The sequence below is a fragment of the Roseobacter sp. OBYS 0001 genome, assembly GCF_019654895.1.
GTDB lineage: Bacteria > Pseudomonadota > Alphaproteobacteria > Rhodobacterales > Rhodobacteraceae > Roseobacter > Roseobacter litoralis.
The window spans coordinates 31613-47748 of sequence record NZ_BPES01000006.1 but is presented as its reverse complement, the minus strand read 5'-3'; the positions used below and the strand labels follow the sequence as shown (position 1 = coordinate 47748).

Sequence of the window (16136 nt, the reverse complement as noted above, 5' to 3'; positions counted from 1 at the left end):
CGTGTCAAAGGGTCAATCGGCGCGGGTGTGCGCATGGTCTTGACCGCGCGCCAGTGCCGGGGCATCAGGCTCATATGATCATTTTGAAAATATTCCGCGCCTCTGAATGGGAAGCGCTGCAAAACGCGGGCGAAACGGCCGGTGCGCCCATCGATATCGCGGATGGATATGTGCATTTCTCGACCGCGCAACAGGCCGGGGAAACAGCCGCGAAACACTTTGCCGATGCGTCGGATTTGTACCTATTGGCGGTGGATGCTGAAAAATTAGGCGCCGACCTGAAATGGGAGGTGTCGCGGGGCGATCAGCGGTTCCCGCATCTATACCGCAAGCTGCGCCTTGATGATGTCCTCTGGGCGGTGCCGTTGCCCCTCGTGGATGGCGTGCACCAGTTTCCAGCCGGGCTGGACGAGGCCACCGCATGAAACGGCTCGCCGAAAAGGCAGGCCTTGCGGTTTTGCAGAACATGGACCCGGAAAAGGCGCACGGCCTTGCCCTTGCAGCGCTCAATGCGGGGCTTGCCAGTCAGCCGGGGCCGATCACATCGGACCGTCTGCGCGTGCGCTTGGCAGGCATGGATCTGGCAAATCCGGTCGGGCTGGCGGCGGGCTTTGACAAGAATGCCCAAGCCGTTGGCCCGCTTGGCAAGGCTGGTTTCGGGTTCATTGAGGTGGGCGCGGCCACGCCCCTGCCCCAACCCGGCAATCCAAAGCCACGCCTGTTCCGCCTCAAGCAAGACGCCGCCGCCATCAACCGCTTTGGGTTCAACAACGATGGGATGGACGCCATCGCCGGGCGACTGACAAACGCAGAATGCGCTGTGCCCGTCGGCATCAATCTCGGCGCGAACAAGACCAGCGAGGACCGCGCCGCCGATTTCGCCGTTGTGATGCAGCGCTTCAAAGCGCATGTGTCTTTCGCGACGGTCAATGTCTCCTCGCCCAACACCGAGAAACTGCGCGACCTGCAAGGGCCCGCCGCCCTTGCCGCGCTGCTTGAAGGCGTGATGGACGTGCGGGGCGACATTCCGGTGTTTCTGAAAATCGCGCCGGACCTGACCCTGCCCGAGATCCGCGATATTGCCACCGTTGCGCAGAACGCGGGCGTGGATGCGATCATCGCAACAAACACCACGTTGGATCGCGATGGTTTGCATGGGCCCCATAAAACGCAGGCGGGCGGGTTGTCTGGCCAGCCCCTTTTTGAGACATCAACGCGCGTGCTCGCACAGCTTTCCGCAGCAACAGACTTGCCCCTGATCGGGGTAGGCGGTGTCGCCAGCGGCGCGCAGGCCTACGCCAAAATCCGCGCCGGTGCCACTGCGGTGCAGCTGTACACAGGGTTGGTCTATGGCGGGCTGTCGCTGGTTGGCGACATCGTCCGCGACCTTGATGATCTGCTTGCACGCGACGGGTTTGCATCCGTGGCAGAGGCCTGTGGCACGGATCGCGACCGCTGGCTGAACGCGGCCTAACCTGCCTTGCTCGCGTGGCGTTCAAGGGCTGGGTACCGTGCGCCCAATGTAAGGCCACGCACCGCAAAAGAGATCAGCAAGGCCACCCAAAGCCCGTGATTGCCCCAGATCGGCAAAAGCACGAGGATTGCAAGCCAATATGACGCAAAACTAAGCGCCATCATGTTGCGCATGTCACGACCCCGCGTCGCCCCAATAAAAATGCCATCAAGCATCCATGCCGCGCAGCCTACAATGGGCGCGGCGATCATATAGGGCAGGAATTCGCGCGCGACACGCTGCACATCGGCATCCTTGGCCATCACGTCAATGATCCAGCCCCCGGCCAGCGCAAAGCCCAAAGCAGTGGTGACACAGACAACCATCCCCCAGAACGAGGTCACGATGACGCTGCGCCGCACATGGCTGCGTTTACCCAGACCATAGGCCCGCGCGATCAGCGTTTCCGCTGTAAAGGCGAAACCATCCATCGCATAGGCCGTGATATACATGAACTGGATGAGCATTTCATTGGCGGCCAGCGTCACATCTCCAAAACGCGCGCCAATAAAGACAAAGGACGAAAAGATGATCATCAGCATCAGCGAGCGCAGAAAAATATCCGTGTTCAAAAACGCCATGCGGATCAGCTTGGTGCGGTCGAAAATACGAGGCCAGTCGCGCCAATCCGGGCGTTTAAAGGCCGCACGGCAAAACCAAAGACCCAAGGCGCAGCCAGTAATCTCAGCAATGACGGTTGCCGCTGCGACACCCGGAACACCCCAGTCGAGCACCAGCACAAAAACCAGATCCAGCACCACATTGACGCCATTCATCGTGAGTTGAACCCAAAAGACGCCCGCCGTCTTTTCCATCGCGACCAGCCAGCCGGTGAGGGCAAAAACCGCAATCGCGGCAGGCGCTGTCCAGATGCGGATTGCCAGATACTGGCGCGCGAGGCTTTCCACCTCGTCACTGGCAGGCGCCAGCCGCAGCGCGGACCAGAAGATCAGCGGCTGCAAGATAATCAGCAGCACACCGCCCGCAAGGGCCACGACCAATGCGCGTGTCAGCCATGCGGACACTTCGGCCTTGTCGCCTGCCCCTTCGGCCTGCCCCACCAGCCCAACAGTCCCCATGCGCAAAAAACCGAAAATCCAGTAGATCGTGGACAGGATGATCGCACCCAACGCCACGGCACCTATCGGTGCCGCTTCGCCCATTTGCCCAACGACACCGACGTCAACAGCGCCCAAAATCGGAACCGTTGCATTTGATAACACAATGGGCAGGGCAATTTTCAGAACGCGTCTGTGGCTGATTTCATCGCGTGCAGAGGATACAGGATCAGGCGTCACGACGGTCCGGCATCAGAAAATGACCTGTGGCTTGCGCGAAAAGACGGTCGCGGTTGTCTTGCCAAGCCTCAACATGCACAGAGGCATAACGCCGACCTGACCGAACGATACGCGCCCGTGCATAGGCGTCGCGCGGCAGTCCCGACCTTAAATAATCCGTGGATATATCGATGGTTTTTGGCAAGCGGGGCATGCCACCACTGGCCAATCCCTTGGCGTCTATTGCACCTGATTCCACGTCTTCCCACAGGAAGGTCCAACTCAGCGTGATGATGGCGCTCACTTCGAGAAAAGCGGCAGTGACCCCACCGTGGATTGCAGGCAGTAGCGGATTTCCGATCAGTTTTTGGTCAAAGGGTAAGATGCCCGTTAATTCATCTCCGCGCCGCTCGAACTCAATGCCGAGAAATTGGATATAGGGCACGCCATCTACCAGAGCACGCAGCGTCGCATCCCGTCTTTGCTTGATGACCTGAACCGGTTCGGGGGCACGCCGCGGGGCTCTCATCGTCTGTTCTCCACCATAAACGCGCCGGTGGCAGCGGCCACGGGGTTTTCTGTATCTTCGTCTGTGGCGGTCGCCCTGACAAAGGCCACAGTCCTTGTCATGTGATAGCATACCGCCTGCGCTGTGATTTTCTGACCCGGCGTCGCGGCACGCATGTAGTCGATCCGCAAATCAATCGTTGCGGTGCCGCCCCCGTTATCGGGATGGCACATCACTGCCGCCCCGCAGCACGTATCCATGAGCGCAGAAACCGCGCCTCCGTGGATCACGCCGGTTTCAGGATCGCCGACCAGTTTAGGATCATATGGCATCTCAATCGCTGCCATCCCGTCGCCCATGTCCGTCAGCCGCATGCCCAGAGCTTTACTATGCGGAATCGCCTCCACGAATTGCCTTGCGATTGCATCTTTCTCCGCCATCTCCGGCTCCGCCTCGTTGGTCCTGTGTGTCTGGGCTCCTTTATCACAGCAGTGTGTCACCAAGAGCAAGGGGGAGTGTTGCGCTCGCGTCTTTTGCGCCCTAGCCTGAACCCAAGGGAGAGAGCCGCAATGACATCGGACCGCTTGACGTTCAAAGAGATGTGCGCCGAATTCGACGTCACACCGCGCACGCTGCGCTATTATGAGTATATTGAACTGCTGCAGCCAGATCGTGAAGGACGCTCACGTTTTTACGGACCGCGCGAACGCGCACGGATGAAGCTGATCCTGCGCGGTCGGAAATTCGGCTTTCAGCTCGAAGATATCCGGCAGTGGCTTTTGATCTATGAGAATGAGGGCACCGACGCGCAGATGCGCAAATGGATCGCGCTTGCCGACGGTCAGTTGGCGCAGTTGGCAGAAGAGCGCGCCCAGCTCGATGACGCCATCGCGGAATTAAAGCGGCTGCGCGATACCACGGCAGCCGCTTTAAAACGCTAAGGGCATTCGCCATTGCGCTCCAAAGCCTGCGCCAGCCTTTCCAGATTGGCAGCAGCCATGATCAACTGGGACACCACCGACGTCGGATGATCCCCCGCCGAATCGTACGCCGTTGATTCGACCAGCTTGGCAGCTTGGCGCAGCCTTATCGAACCCTCACGCGGGGCATCAGGAATATTGGCTCCCGTTACTGTATCCGCAGCGCAGAATACAATTTGGGCTATTTTTTTCTCGGTTTTCATAATTAATCCACTCACCGTATACTAGAAACGCCTCTCTATACCGGTGGCAATGGCGCGTCTGTCACGCGACTACGTTACACTACGGCACCCCGCCTGTGTCGAACCAGCCCGGACCCCAAACCGCGAATGGCCGCTGTCGTTCTGTCGTTCACATCCAGTTTTTCAAAAATACGTCGGGTGATCGTGTCCACCGTGTGCCGCGATATACCGAGGATTTCGGCGATAACAGAATTGCTCTTACCGCGTGCAATCCACTGCAGTATTTCGACTTCACGTGGCGACAAGGTATCAGCCGTGCGCTGGCGGTATTCAGTCAATTCGCAATATCGAATATGCGCGATCTGTGCAGCACATTGCAGTTCAAATATTTCGTCCGATGTCAGGTTTGGATCATGCTCGCCAAAGCCAAGTCCGACATAGGCATTGCGCATATTGGGGCCATAGACCTGCATTGCCACCCCGTCACCAAGCCCGGAGTCGGCAAGAGTTTGCATATACCGTTCGCCTTCTTGGGAAAGCCGCATCAACTTGGGCGCTTCTGACCAGCGAAACGGTCGAGACAAAATCGACGCCAGTTGTGGTATAGGATCAACCCGAAAAAGCTCCGACTCCAGGTATTCGCAAACCCATCCCTCGGGAAAGCCATCCGAAACAATACCCAGAGGTTTGGACCCCGGCAGTTGCGCATCATCACTATGATAGCTGACCATTTTTATTTTTCGCGCATAGAAGAAATCCAACGCATTGCGCCAAAGATCGGTCACACTTTTTGTGTCGCGACAGCAGGATACAAAATCATTCAACGTCCGAAATTCAGCCATTGACGCTTTTTCCTTCACAAACCAGAGGTCGTTGAATTGCAGTTTCCAATAACGCATTTCAACACATAATAGAAAAAACTGCAAAGAAATGCCGCTTAACGGGAAATCAAAGCGCTCCTAAAGTGACGCAACGTCTCGGTTACGTAAACCTGTGCTCCTATTGTAGCACCAGCACACGTTCTTAGGTTTGGATCATTCTGACGAAAAATGATGGTAAAGATGACACAAGAAAATATGACAATCCGCCAAATGTGCGACGTCTTTGATGTCACACCCCGCACCCTGCGGTTTTATGAAGCCAAAGAGCTTTTGTTCCCGATCAGAGAGGGACAAAAACGCCTGTTCACGCGACGTGATCGGGCGCGTCTCAAACTTATCCTGCGCGGAAAGCGGTTTGGATTCAGCCTTGAAGAGATCCGCCAGTTGCTCGATCTCTATGACATGGGCGACCAGCAGCAGACGCAGTTGAGCCGCGCAATCGAAGTGGCGCGCGACCGCCTCGACGATCTGATCCTGCGCCGGGACGAGTTGAATGACGCGATCGCTGATCTGACCGAGCAATTGAAATGGGGCGAAGACATGGTTGAATCCATGCTCGAGCATAAAGACGCCGCCCAGTAAACGACCCGATACCCGCAGTTTTCAGGGAGAGAAAAAATGCCAAGCTACACCGCGCCAACCAAAGATATGCAGTTCGTACTGCACAATGTGCTGAATGTCGTCGGACAACCTATTCCGGGGTATGAAGACCTCGAGGCGGATTTTACCTCTGCCATTCTGGAGGAGGCGGGCAAGCTCGCGACCGGCGTGCTCGCGCCGCTTAACACGGTAGGCGACACGGAAGGCTGCACCCTGGAAAACGGTGTGGTGCGCACGCCCACCGGCTTCAAGGCTGCGTTTGATCAGGTCCGCGAAGGCGGCTGGCCGGGCCTTGATATGCCCGAGGAATACGGCGGGCAGAATATGCCCTGTGTCATCGGCACCGCCGTGGGAGAGATGTTTTCCTCCTCCAACATGGCGTTCACGATGTATCAGGGGCTGACGCATGGTGCAGCCTCGGCCATTCTGGCGCATGGGTCGCAGGCACAAAAAGAGACCTATCTGCCGAACATGGTATCCTGTGAATGGACCGGGACGATGAATCTGACCGAACCGCATTGCGGTACGGATCTGGGCCTGATGCGCACCAAGGCGGAACCACAAGCCGACGGTAGCTACACCCTGACCGGGCAAAAGATCTTCATCTCGGCGGGCGAACACGACATGTCCAGCAACATCATTCACCTTGTGCTGGCCAAAATACCCGGCGGCCCCGAGGGCATCAAAGGTGTGTCGCTGTTCATCGTGCCCAAATTCATCGTTAAAGATGACGGCTCCCTCGGAGAGCGCAACGCTGTTGCCGTGGGTAAGATCGAAGAAAAGATGGGCATCCATGGCAACTCTACCTGCGTCATGAACTACGATGGCGCGACGGGCTACCTGTTGGGCGAAGAGCACAAGGGCATGCGCGCCATGTTCACCATGATGAACGAAGCGCGTCTGGGCGTGGGCATGCAAGGCATGAGTCAGGCCGAAGCCGCGTATCAAAACGCGCTGGAATACGCCAAGGACCGGCTGCAGGGGCGCGATGTGACCGGTGAAAAGAACCCGGACGGTCCCGCCGACCCGCTGATCGTACATCCTGACATCCGTCGCTCCCTCATGGATCAAAAGAGCTTTGTCGAAGGGGCGCGCGCTTTCATGCTCTGGGGGGCCACAATGATCGACGCGGCACATCGCTCGCAGGACAAGGACGCTGACGGTCTCGTTTCGCTGCTGACGCCGGTGATCAAGGGGTTCCTAACCGATCAGGGCTATGACATGACCATCAAGGCACAGCAGGTCTATGGCGGGCACGGCTACATCGAGGAATGGGGCATGTCCCAGTTCACCCGTGATGCGCGGATCGCCATGATCTATGAAGGGGCCAACGGCGTTCAGGCACTCGATCTCGTCGGGCGCAAGCTCGCGCAGGACGGTGGCAAGCATGTGATGGCGTTCTTTGATCTGGTTAAAACCTATATCAAGGACAACGCAGGACAAGACGCGGAGTATGACCGCGCGTTTCTGGAGCCACTGAAAGCTGCCTCAAAAGATTTGCAGGCAGCGGGCATGTATTTCATGCAGAACGGGATGAAAAACCCCAACAATGCGCTCTCGGGATCGTATGATTTCATGCATATGTTTGGCCACGTTTGTCTCGCACTGATGTGGGCAAAAATGGGCAAAGCCGCGCAGGATGCACTGGCCGCAGGCGCATCGGACACCGCGTTTTATGAAACGAAACTGGCGACCGGTCGCTATTACATGGCGCGCCAATTGCCAGCCACAGCCCTGCATCTAAGTCGCATCCAATCCGGGGCATATACGGTCATGGCGCTGGATGCGGCGAATTTCTGAAGCGTACAGCCGGGGGGCAAAAGGGCCCTCCGGCGGCGCTGGCGCACTAGGATTTGATCCGGCCAAGGCGCACCTTTGCAATACGTCGTTTTGACGTCACCATAACACAAGAGGGTATCTTGAGATGAACCAACACACCTCCACATGGATGACCGACGAGCATCAGATGATTGCGGATATGACCGCACAGTTCATCACCAACGAATGGTCGCCAAAATTCGAGAAATGGCGCAAGCAGCGCCAGATGGACCGCGAAACATGGGCGCAGGCGGGCGAATTGGGTCTGCTGTGCCCCTCCATTCCTGAGGAATACGGCGGCGCCGGGGGTAATTTTGGCCACGAGGCCGCGATCCTGATCGAAGCGGCACGCGCAAATCTCGCCAGTTGGGGGCATGGCATCCACTCAGGCATCGTGGCGCATTACGTGCTGGCCTACGGCACCGAGGATCAGAAAAACCGCTGGCTGCCGCAGATGGTCTCGGGCGAGATGGTGGGCGCGCTTGCCATGACCGAACCTTCCACCGGGTCGGACGTGCAAAGCATCAAGACCAAGGCGATCAAGGACGGCAACGCCTACAAGTTGTCGGGCCAGAAAACCTTTATCACCAACGGCCAGCACGCCAACCTGATCATCGTTGCTGCAAAAACCGACCCTGCCGAAGGGTCCAAAGGCGTGTCACTCGTCGTCGTTGAAACAGACAGTGCTGACGGGTTCAAACGCGGTCGTAACCTTGAAAAGGTCGGACTGCATGCCTCTGACACATCAGAGCTGTTTTTCGATGAGGTAGAAATCCCGCCCGAGAACATTCTTGGCGGTGCCGAAGGGCAGGGATTTTATCAGATGATGCAGCAGTTGCCGCAGGAACGGCTGATCATTGCCTGCGGGGCGGTGGGCGCCATCGAGGGCGCTGTCGAGCGCACCATCACGTATTGCAAGGAACGTGAAGCGTTCGGCGGGCCGCTCACGCAGTTTCAGAACACAAGGTTCAAACTGGCCGAATGCAAGACCAAGGCTGCTGTCGCGCGCGCCTTTCTGGACGACTGCATGGCTGAGCATCTGCGCGGGGAGTTGAGCGTCGAAAAGGCCGCGATGGCCAAATACTGGATCACGGACACGCAAGGCGAGGTTCTGGACGAATGTGTGCAACTGCATGGCGGATATGGTTTCATGCAGGAATATGCAATCGCCGAAATGTGGGCGGATGCCCGCGTCCAACGCATCTACGGCGGTACAAACGAAATCATGAAAGAGTTGATTGCGCGCTCCTTATGAGCAGCATGCAGCTTAAAGCGCCTTGGGAGGGGCGATGAGATATGACAATCAAACTCTATTGTTTTGGGGAAAGCGGAAACGCCTATAAGGCCGCCCTCGCATTGCAGCTGTCTGGTCTGGACTGGGAAGCCGTGAAGGTCGATTTCTTTGGCGGCGAGACACGAACGCCAGAGTTTCGCGCCTCCATCAATGAAATGGGCGAGGCTCCGGTGCTGGTGGACGGTGACATCAAGCTCACGCAATCCGGCGTCATACAGGACTACGTGAGCGAGAAATCCGGAAAGTTCGGCGGCGCAGATGCCTCCGAGCGGCGCGAGATCCTGCGCTGGGTGCTCTGGGACAATCACAAGCTCAGCTCTGGGGCTGGCATGACGCGTTTCCTGATGAATTTCCTGCCCGAAGACAAACGCCCCGCCGAGGTGATCGCCTTTCATCAAGGACGGCTCAAGGCGGCCTATACGGTGCTGAACGATCACCTTGAGGGGCGCGACTGGATCGTGGGGGGCGGCATTACAAATGCCGATCTGTCCTGCTGCGGATATCTCTACTATCCCGAACCCTTTGGATTTGACCGCGCCGAGTGGCCCCATATCGACGCGTGGCTGACCCGGCTGTCACAGGTGCCGGGGTGGAAAGCCCCCTATGACCTGATGCCCGGCTCCCCCGCTGATCGCACATAACACAATCGGGGCCAACGGCTGGCCTCAAAGGAGACGACGATGACCGAAGCCTATATCTATGACGCGCTACGCACCCCGCGTGGCAAGGGCCGCAAAGACGGCAGCCTGCATGAGGTGACATCCCTGCGCCTGTCCGCACAGACGCTGAACGCGCTGAAGGACCGTAACAACCTTGAGGGTCACGCCGTTGAGGATGTGATCTGGGGAAATGTGACACAGGTGATGGAACAGGGCGGCTGCCTTGCGCGCTCTGCTGTGTTGGCCTCCGATCTGGATGAGCGCATCCCAGGTCTGGCCATCAACCGGTTTTGCGCCTCCGGCATGGAGGCCGTGAACCTCGCCGCCAATCAGGTGCGCGGCGGTGCCGGTCAGGCCTATATCGCAGGCGGGGTCGAGATGATGGGCCGTGTGGCCATGGGCAGTGACGGGGCGGCCATCGCAGTTGATCCGACGCTCGCGATGGAGAAATACTTCGTCCCCCAAGGCATCAGCGCGGATATCATCGCGACCGAATATGGCTTCAGCCGCGATGATGCGGACACGTTGGCGGTCGAATCCCAGCGTCGTGCAAAACAGGCATGGGATGAGGGGCGTTTTGACAAATCCGTCATCGAGGTACGCGACCAGAACGGGCTGAAGATTCTGGATCACGACGAATACATGCGCCCGCAAACCGACATGCAAAGCCTTGGCGCGCTGAACCCCGCCTTTCAGGCGATGGGAGAGGTCATGCCCGGCTTCGACAAGGTCGCGCTGATGAAATATCCGCATCTTGAGCGGATCAACCACATCCATCACGCGGGCAACTCATCGGGTATCGTCGATGGGGCTGCGGCCGTTCTGATCGGCAACAAGGAGTTCGGCGAAGAGCACGGGCTGAAGCCGCGCGCCCGCATCCGCGCCACGGCGAAAATCGGGACCGACCCCACGATCATGCTGACGGGCCCTGTGCCGGTGACCGAAAAAATCCTTGTCGACAGTGGCATGGACATCAAGGACATTGATCTTTTTGAGGTGAACGAGGCCTTTGCTGCCGTCGTGCTGCGCTTCATGCAGGCGTTTGATGTCGATGATGCGAAAGTAAACGTCAACGGCGGCTCGATCGCAATGGGCCATCCGCTGGGAGCAACCGGGGCCATCATCATCGGCACGCTGCTGGATGAGCTGGAGCGCGCCGACAAAGAGGTCGGCCTTGCCACGCTCTGCATCGCCTCCGGCATGGGTGCCGCGACCATTATTGAGCGGATGTAAGCATGATCCTGCCCAATGAAAGCGTACCGGCGCAGACCGGCAAATCGAGCTACCCTGATCCTTTTAACCTCGGTGAGGGGCATTTTATCTATCGCGCGTTCGGAGATGTCGGCGGGCTGACCCAATTCGGTGTCTCATTGCAAACCCTGCAGCCTGGTCGCCAGTCGTCCCAGATGCACTGGCACACGGAGGAAGACGAGTTCATGCTGATGATCAATGGCACCCTCACTGTCGTTGAGAATGGCGTCGAAACCGTGGTCGGGGCCGGCGACGCCTGCTGCTGGAAAGCGGGCGATACCACCGCGCATACGCTCAGGAACAACAGCGATGCGCCGGCAACTTATCTGGTTGTGGGCACACGCGCTGCGGATGATGTGTGCCATTACCCCGGGCTTGATATGCTGGCGACGCCGCAAGGCTTCACGCACCTCAACGGCACTCCATACCCCAAAAAAGGAGACGACACATGACTGATTTTACAATGGACACGGATGCCGCAGGCATTGCGACCATCACATGGGACGTCAAAGATAAATCCATGAACGTCATGACGCTTGAGGCATGGGATGTGCTTGAGGGCCTGATCGACGACGCACTGGGCGATGAGGCCGTGAAAGGCGTGATCATCACCTCGGGCAAAGACAGCTTTGCCGGTGGGATGGACCTCAACGTGATTGCCCGCATGAAAGAGATGGCAGGCGATGACCCGGCAAAAGGTTTGTTTGACGGGATCATGAACGCCCATCGCATCATGCGAAAAATCGAACGCGCTGGCATGGACGCCAAGACCCTGAAAGGTGGCAAGCCCATTGCCACTGTGCTGCCCGGTACAGCCCTTGGCATCGGGCTTGAAATTCCGCTGTGCACGCATCGTATCTTTGCCGCACCCAACCCCAAGGCCAAGATCGGCCTGCCCGAGATCATGGTTGGTATCTTTCCCGGTGCCGGTGGCACGACCCGCCTGACGCGCAAGATGGGGGCGATGGCCGCATCGCCGTTCCTGCTGGAAGGGAAACTGGTTGACCCTGCGCGCGCCAAAGCCGCCGGGTTGATCGACGAAGTGGCGGATGATCCGATGGCCGCTGCCCGCGACTGGGTGTTGAATGCCAAGGACGCGGACCTCGTCAAACCATGGGATGCCAAGGGATACAAGATGCCCGGCGGCGCGCCCTATCATCCGGCGGGTTTCATGACCTTTGTCGGGGCCTCTGCGATGGTGAACGGCAAGACGCAAGGGGTGTATCCGGCGGCCAAGGCGTTGTTGTCAGCCGTCTATGAAGGCGCGCTCGTGCCCTTTGACACCGCCCTCAAAGTAGAAGCCCGTTGGTTCACGAATGTGCTCATGAACCCATCGTCATCCGCAATGATCCGTTCGCTTTTCGTCAACAAGGAAGCGCTTGAGAAAGGGGCGGTACGTCCGGATGATGTCGCAGATCAACGGGTTAAAAAGCTCGGCGTGCTGGGCGCGGGCATGATGGGGGCTGGTATCTCGCTGGTCTCCGCGCAGGCCGGGATTGAGGTCGTGCTGATTGACCAGACGCAAGAGGCCGCAGATCGTGGCAAGGCCTATACCGCCAGCTTTGCCGACAAAGGCATTGCGCGCAAAAAGACAACGCCTGAAAAGAAAGAACAACTGCTCAACCTGATCACGGCGACCACTGACCTTGATGATCTCAAGGACTGTGATCTGATCATCGAAGCCGTGTTCGAAGATCCGAAAGTCAAAGCCGAAATGACCCGGAAGGTCGAAGCCGTGATCCCGCAGGACTGTGTTTTCGCCTCGAACACCTCGACCCTGCCGATCACCGAACTGGCCAAAGCCTCATCGCGCCCGGATCAGTTCATTGGCATCCACTTCTTCTCGCCCGTCGAGAAAATGCTGCTGGTTGAGATCATCAAGGGCAAGGGTACGGGCGACCGGGCCGTGGCCAAGGCGTTGGATTACGTACGCCAGATTCGCAAAACGCCCATCGTTGTGAATGACGCGCGGTTCTTTTATGCCAACCGCTGCATCATTCCCTACATCAACGAAGGCATCCGCATGGTCGCCGAGGGGGTTGAACCTGCGCTGATCGAAAACGCGGCCAAACTGGTCGGCATGCCGCTTGGTCCGCTGCAACTGGTTGATGAAACCTCGATTGATCTGGGCGCTAAAATCGCGCGTGCCACCAAGGCTGCCATGGGTGATGCCTATCCCGATGCGGCGGTGGACGAGGTGATCTTCTGGATGGAGGGCGAAAACCGTCTGGGCCGAAAGACCAGTACCGGGTTTTACGCCTATGACGAAAAAGGGAAACGCCAGGGCCTGTGGGACGGTCTTGCCGCGCAATATCCTGTATCTGATACACAGCCCGATCTGATTGACGTGCAGCATCGCCTGTTGTTTTCGCAAACGCTCGAAGCGGTGCGCGCGCTCGAAGAGGGCGTGTTGATGGACATCCGCGAAGGGGACGTGGGCGCGATCCTCGGCTGGGGCTTTGCGCCTTGGTCCGGCGGCCCGCTCAGCTGGCTCGACATGCTGGGCGCGGCCTATGCCGCTGAGCGGTGCGATCAATTGACACAAAGCTTCGGGGATCGTTTCACCTGCCCCGATCTTTTGCGCGACATGGCCGCGAAAAACCAAAGCTTCTATGGCCGGTTCGCTCAGAAACCCAAAGCTGCCTGATATAAGGCAGCCGACCAAAGGGGGCATTTTGCCCCCTTTTTTTGTGCGGGGCGTGCCGTCCATTTCTTACGGTGGCGCTTGTGGAGGGTGTGAACAATACTGTCGCTACATTCGAAGGTGCCCCGCACAACCAACACGGATGTCTGCATTGACCGAATGTGATTAACGGCGCCTTCTGATAGTGACCAACATCGCAAAAGAGGACAAGCAGATGATAAATCGCGCGTTAATCGCTCTGGCTTTCATCGGATGGACCGCAGGTGGCGTTCATGCACAAGCCCCATCAATCAGTATTGTAGACAGCGCAACCCCATCCGAAGAACTACCCGTCAAACCCGGCGTCTACATCGGTCAAAAGATCACTTTTGAAGATACGCATTCGGGCAACCTCGTTGCGCGCGTCGGCGTTTGGGAAGCTGGGGTCAGCAAAACCTACCTCGAGGATTATCCTTTCACCGAATACGTCCTGATGATCAGCGGTCACGTCGTCATCACAAACGACGACGGCACGGAAAATTCGTTCAAGGCTGGAGATACGTTTGTCATACCAAAGGGTTTCAGCGGGATTTGGGATGTGCGCGAACACATGAAAAAGCAGATGGTACAGGTTGGCGACCCCACCGCGCGACCAACATCACGTCCCGTTTCCGACTAGACAGGCAGGATCAGGGCGTCGTCAAAACGAATGCGTCTCTCTGCGCAGCCAGAGAAAAGTAATCTAATTCAGCTGATGGCGTTAAATGTCTTACAATTCCCTTTTCAAAAATTGCAAATGCGATATCTTCACCGCTGCACAGCACGGCTGATGCACATTAATGGCTGGGGAGGCGCGATATGGGATGGATGGCAAACGAGACGGGGTTGGACAAATGTGCCGCAAACCATGTGCCACTTACACCTTTGTCTCATCTGAAACGTGCCTCGGTGGTATTTGCTGAGCACACGGCGGTTGTCTACGGTGATGTTCGACGCAGCTACGGCGAACATGCCGCACGCGCGACGCGGCTGGCCTCGGCACTGGCGGCCAAAGGTGTCGCCCCCGGCGACGTCGTGGCAACGCTCCTGCCCAATGTGCCGGCACAGGTCGAAGCGCATTTTGGCGTACCCGCTTGCGGGGCCGTGCTCAATACCATCAACACGCGGCTGGACGTGGATACCGTCACCTACATCTTTGAACATGGTGAAGCGAAAATGGTACTGGTCGATTCCCAGTTTCTGGACCTCGCCGAAGCCGCCTGCGCCAATCTTGCGTCCCCTCCGACCCTCATCGAGGTTCCCGATGCAGTGGCGGGTATTGAGGCGTCAGGTCGGCACCAAACCTACGAAGATTTGGTAACAGGCGGCACGACGGATTTCGAGTGGATCATGCCACAGGATGAATGGGAAAGCCTCGCGCTGAACTATACCTCCGGCACGACGGGCAGGCCAAAAGGCGTGGTCTATCACCATCGCGGGGCCTATCTGATGACCATGGGCACGGTGATCAGCTGGCGCATGACCCTGCACCCGACGTTTATGCAAATCGTTCCGCTGTTTCACTGCAACGGGTGGAACCACGCGTGGATGATGCCCCTCATTGGCGGCACGCTGGTCTGTTGTCGCGATATCACCGCACCGGCGATCTTCGACGCCATTGCGGACGAAAAGGTGACGCATTTCGGTGGCGCGCCCATCGTGCTGAATATGCTGGTGAATGCCCCGATGGAGGAGCGCCGCGCGATTGACCACCCTGTTGAAATCTTCACCGCAGGCGCGCCCCCTGCCCCGGCAACCTTGTCCAAAATCGAAGCCTTGGGTTTTAATGTGACGCAGGTTTACGGACTGACGGAAACCTATGGTCATGTCACCGAGTGCCTGTGGCGCAGCGAATGGGACGGGCATGAAGCGGATGCCAAAGCGGCGATCAAGTCCCGTCAGGGCGTCCCCTTTCCGATGATGGAAGACATCGTGGTGATGGATGCCGATATGACACCAGTCCCGACCGATGCCAGCACGCAGGGCGAGATCATGATCCGCGGCAATTCGGTTATGAAAGGGTATTACAAAAACCCGCAAGCCACATCAGAGGCATTTGCAGGCGGGTATTTTCATTCCGGTGACATCGCCGTGCAGCATGGCGACAGCTATATCCAGATCGCGGATCGCGCCAAGGATATCATCATTTCCGGCGGTGAGAATATCTCTTCCGTCGAAGTGGAGGGCGTTTTGATGGCCCATGACGACGTGATGCTGGCAGCTGTGGTTGCCAAACCTGATGACAAATGGGGTGAAGTGCCCTGTGCCTTTGTGGAGCTTAAATCCGGAGCCACGGTGGATGAAGCCGGGTTGATCGCTTTTTCGCGCCAAACGCTTGCAGGTTTCAAAGCGCCTAAAAAGGTGGTGTTTCAGGAACTACCCAAGACGTCGACGGGCAAGATTCAGAAATTCGAACTGCGCAAACTGGCCGAAAAAATCTAAGCCCCGCCATGCATCGTCCAGCGTCTGCGCGTCCTCAGCCATTGCCCGCCTGCGCGCGGCAGTGCTAGA

At 57.8% G+C, this 16136-nt stretch carries 17 protein-coding genes; 12 read left to right on the top strand and 5 right to left on the bottom strand.

Going from position 1 to position 16136, the window contains the following annotated elements:
- Positions 1-74 precede the first annotated feature (74 nt).
- Both K5Q35_RS13425 and K5Q35_RS13420 read left to right on the top strand, forming a co-directional pair.
- Complete coding sequence (locus K5Q35_RS13425) at positions 75-425, top strand: DUF952 domain-containing protein (RefSeq protein WP_220799919.1); 351 nt, start codon at positions 75-77, stop codon at positions 423-425.
- Positions 422-1474, top strand: a complete 1053-nt coding sequence (locus tag K5Q35_RS13420; protein ID WP_220799918.1) for a quinone-dependent dihydroorotate dehydrogenase — start codon at positions 422-424, stop codon at positions 1472-1474. The genes K5Q35_RS13425 and K5Q35_RS13420 overlap by 4 nt, the downstream gene beginning before the upstream one ends.
- Here K5Q35_RS13420 and K5Q35_RS13415 read toward each other — a convergent pair.
- From K5Q35_RS13415 to K5Q35_RS13405, 3 genes are read right to left on the bottom strand one after another with little or no spacing between them, the layout of a single operon-like run.
- Entirely contained in the window at positions 1471-2811 is a 1341-nt protein-coding gene (locus K5Q35_RS13415) for an MATE family efflux transporter (protein ID WP_220799917.1), read from the bottom strand. The genes K5Q35_RS13420 and K5Q35_RS13415 overlap by 4 nt on opposite strands.
- A complete protein-coding gene (locus K5Q35_RS13410) occupies positions 2801-3319 on the bottom strand; it encodes a PaaI family thioesterase (RefSeq protein ID WP_220799916.1) in 519 nt (172 codons plus the stop codon). Before K5Q35_RS13410 ends, K5Q35_RS13415 begins: the two co-directional genes overlap by 11 nt.
- Positions 3316-3738, bottom strand: coding sequence for a PaaI family thioesterase (locus K5Q35_RS13405; protein WP_013960443.1), 423 nt, complete (start codon positions 3736-3738; stop codon positions 3316-3318). Before K5Q35_RS13405 ends, K5Q35_RS13410 begins: the two co-directional genes overlap by 4 nt.
- Before the next feature lie 129 nt (positions 3739-3867).
- Between K5Q35_RS13405 and K5Q35_RS13400 the strand changes: the two genes are divergently transcribed.
- On the top strand, positions 3868-4239 hold the full coding sequence (locus tag K5Q35_RS13400; RefSeq protein WP_013960442.1) for a MerR family DNA-binding transcriptional regulator: 372 nt from the start codon (positions 3868-3870) through the stop codon (positions 4237-4239).
- On the opposite strand, the gene K5Q35_RS13395 is transcribed toward K5Q35_RS13400, so the two are convergent.
- On the bottom strand, positions 4236-4481 hold the full coding sequence (locus tag K5Q35_RS13395; protein ID WP_220799915.1) for a hypothetical protein: 246 nt from the start codon (positions 4479-4481) through the stop codon (positions 4236-4238). The genes K5Q35_RS13400 and K5Q35_RS13395 overlap by 4 nt on opposite strands.
- 74 nt (positions 4482-4555) lie before the next feature.
- On the bottom strand, positions 4556-5302 hold the full coding sequence (locus K5Q35_RS13390) for a LuxR family transcriptional regulator (RefSeq protein WP_013960440.1): 747 nt from the start codon (positions 5300-5302) through the stop codon (positions 4556-4558).
- A gap of 219 nt (positions 5303-5521) precedes the next feature.
- On the opposite strand from K5Q35_RS13390, the gene K5Q35_RS13385 reads away from it, so the two are divergent.
- From K5Q35_RS13385 to K5Q35_RS13345, 9 genes are all read left to right on the top strand, one after another.
- A complete protein-coding gene (locus K5Q35_RS13385; RefSeq protein ID WP_174270212.1) occupies positions 5522-5923 on the top strand; it encodes a MerR family DNA-binding transcriptional regulator in 402 nt (133 codons plus the stop codon).
- Positions 5924-5959: 36 nt separating this feature from the next.
- A complete protein-coding gene (locus tag K5Q35_RS13380; protein WP_220799914.1) occupies positions 5960-7741 on the top strand; it encodes an acyl-CoA dehydrogenase C-terminal domain-containing protein in 1782 nt (593 codons plus the stop codon).
- Positions 7742-7865: 124 nt separating this feature from the next.
- Positions 7866-9014: an acyl-CoA dehydrogenase family protein gene (locus K5Q35_RS13375; protein ID WP_220799913.1), complete on the top strand. Its 1149-nt coding sequence runs from the start codon at positions 7866-7868 to the stop codon at positions 9012-9014.
- Between the two features lie 41 nt (positions 9015-9055).
- Positions 9056-9694 carry a glutathione S-transferase family protein gene (locus tag K5Q35_RS13370; RefSeq protein ID WP_220799912.1) on the top strand — a complete coding sequence of 213 codons (639 nt, stop codon included), beginning with the start codon at positions 9056-9058 and terminating at the stop codon, positions 9692-9694.
- A 39-nt stretch (positions 9695-9733) separates the two neighbouring features.
- Positions 9734-10945: an acetyl-CoA C-acetyltransferase gene (locus K5Q35_RS13365; RefSeq protein ID WP_220799911.1), complete on the top strand. Its 1212-nt coding sequence runs from the start codon at positions 9734-9736 to the stop codon at positions 10943-10945.
- Positions 10946-10947: 2 nt separating this feature from the next.
- On the top strand, positions 10948-11415 hold the full coding sequence (locus K5Q35_RS13360; protein WP_220799910.1) for a cupin domain-containing protein: 468 nt from the start codon (positions 10948-10950) through the stop codon (positions 11413-11415).
- Positions 11412-13610 carry a 3-hydroxyacyl-CoA dehydrogenase NAD-binding domain-containing protein gene (locus K5Q35_RS13355; RefSeq protein ID WP_220799909.1) on the top strand — a complete coding sequence of 733 codons (2199 nt, stop codon included), beginning with the start codon at positions 11412-11414 and terminating at the stop codon, positions 13608-13610. Before K5Q35_RS13360 ends, K5Q35_RS13355 begins: the two co-directional genes overlap by 4 nt.
- 211 nt (positions 13611-13821) lie before the next feature.
- Positions 13822-14265, top strand: coding sequence for a cupin domain-containing protein (locus K5Q35_RS13350; protein WP_220799908.1), 444 nt, complete (start codon positions 13822-13824; stop codon positions 14263-14265).
- 179 nt (positions 14266-14444) lie between these two features.
- Complete coding sequence (locus K5Q35_RS13345) at positions 14445-16067, top strand: AMP-binding protein (protein ID WP_220799907.1); 1623 nt, start codon at positions 14445-14447, stop codon at positions 16065-16067.
- Positions 16068-16136 lie beyond the last annotated feature (69 nt).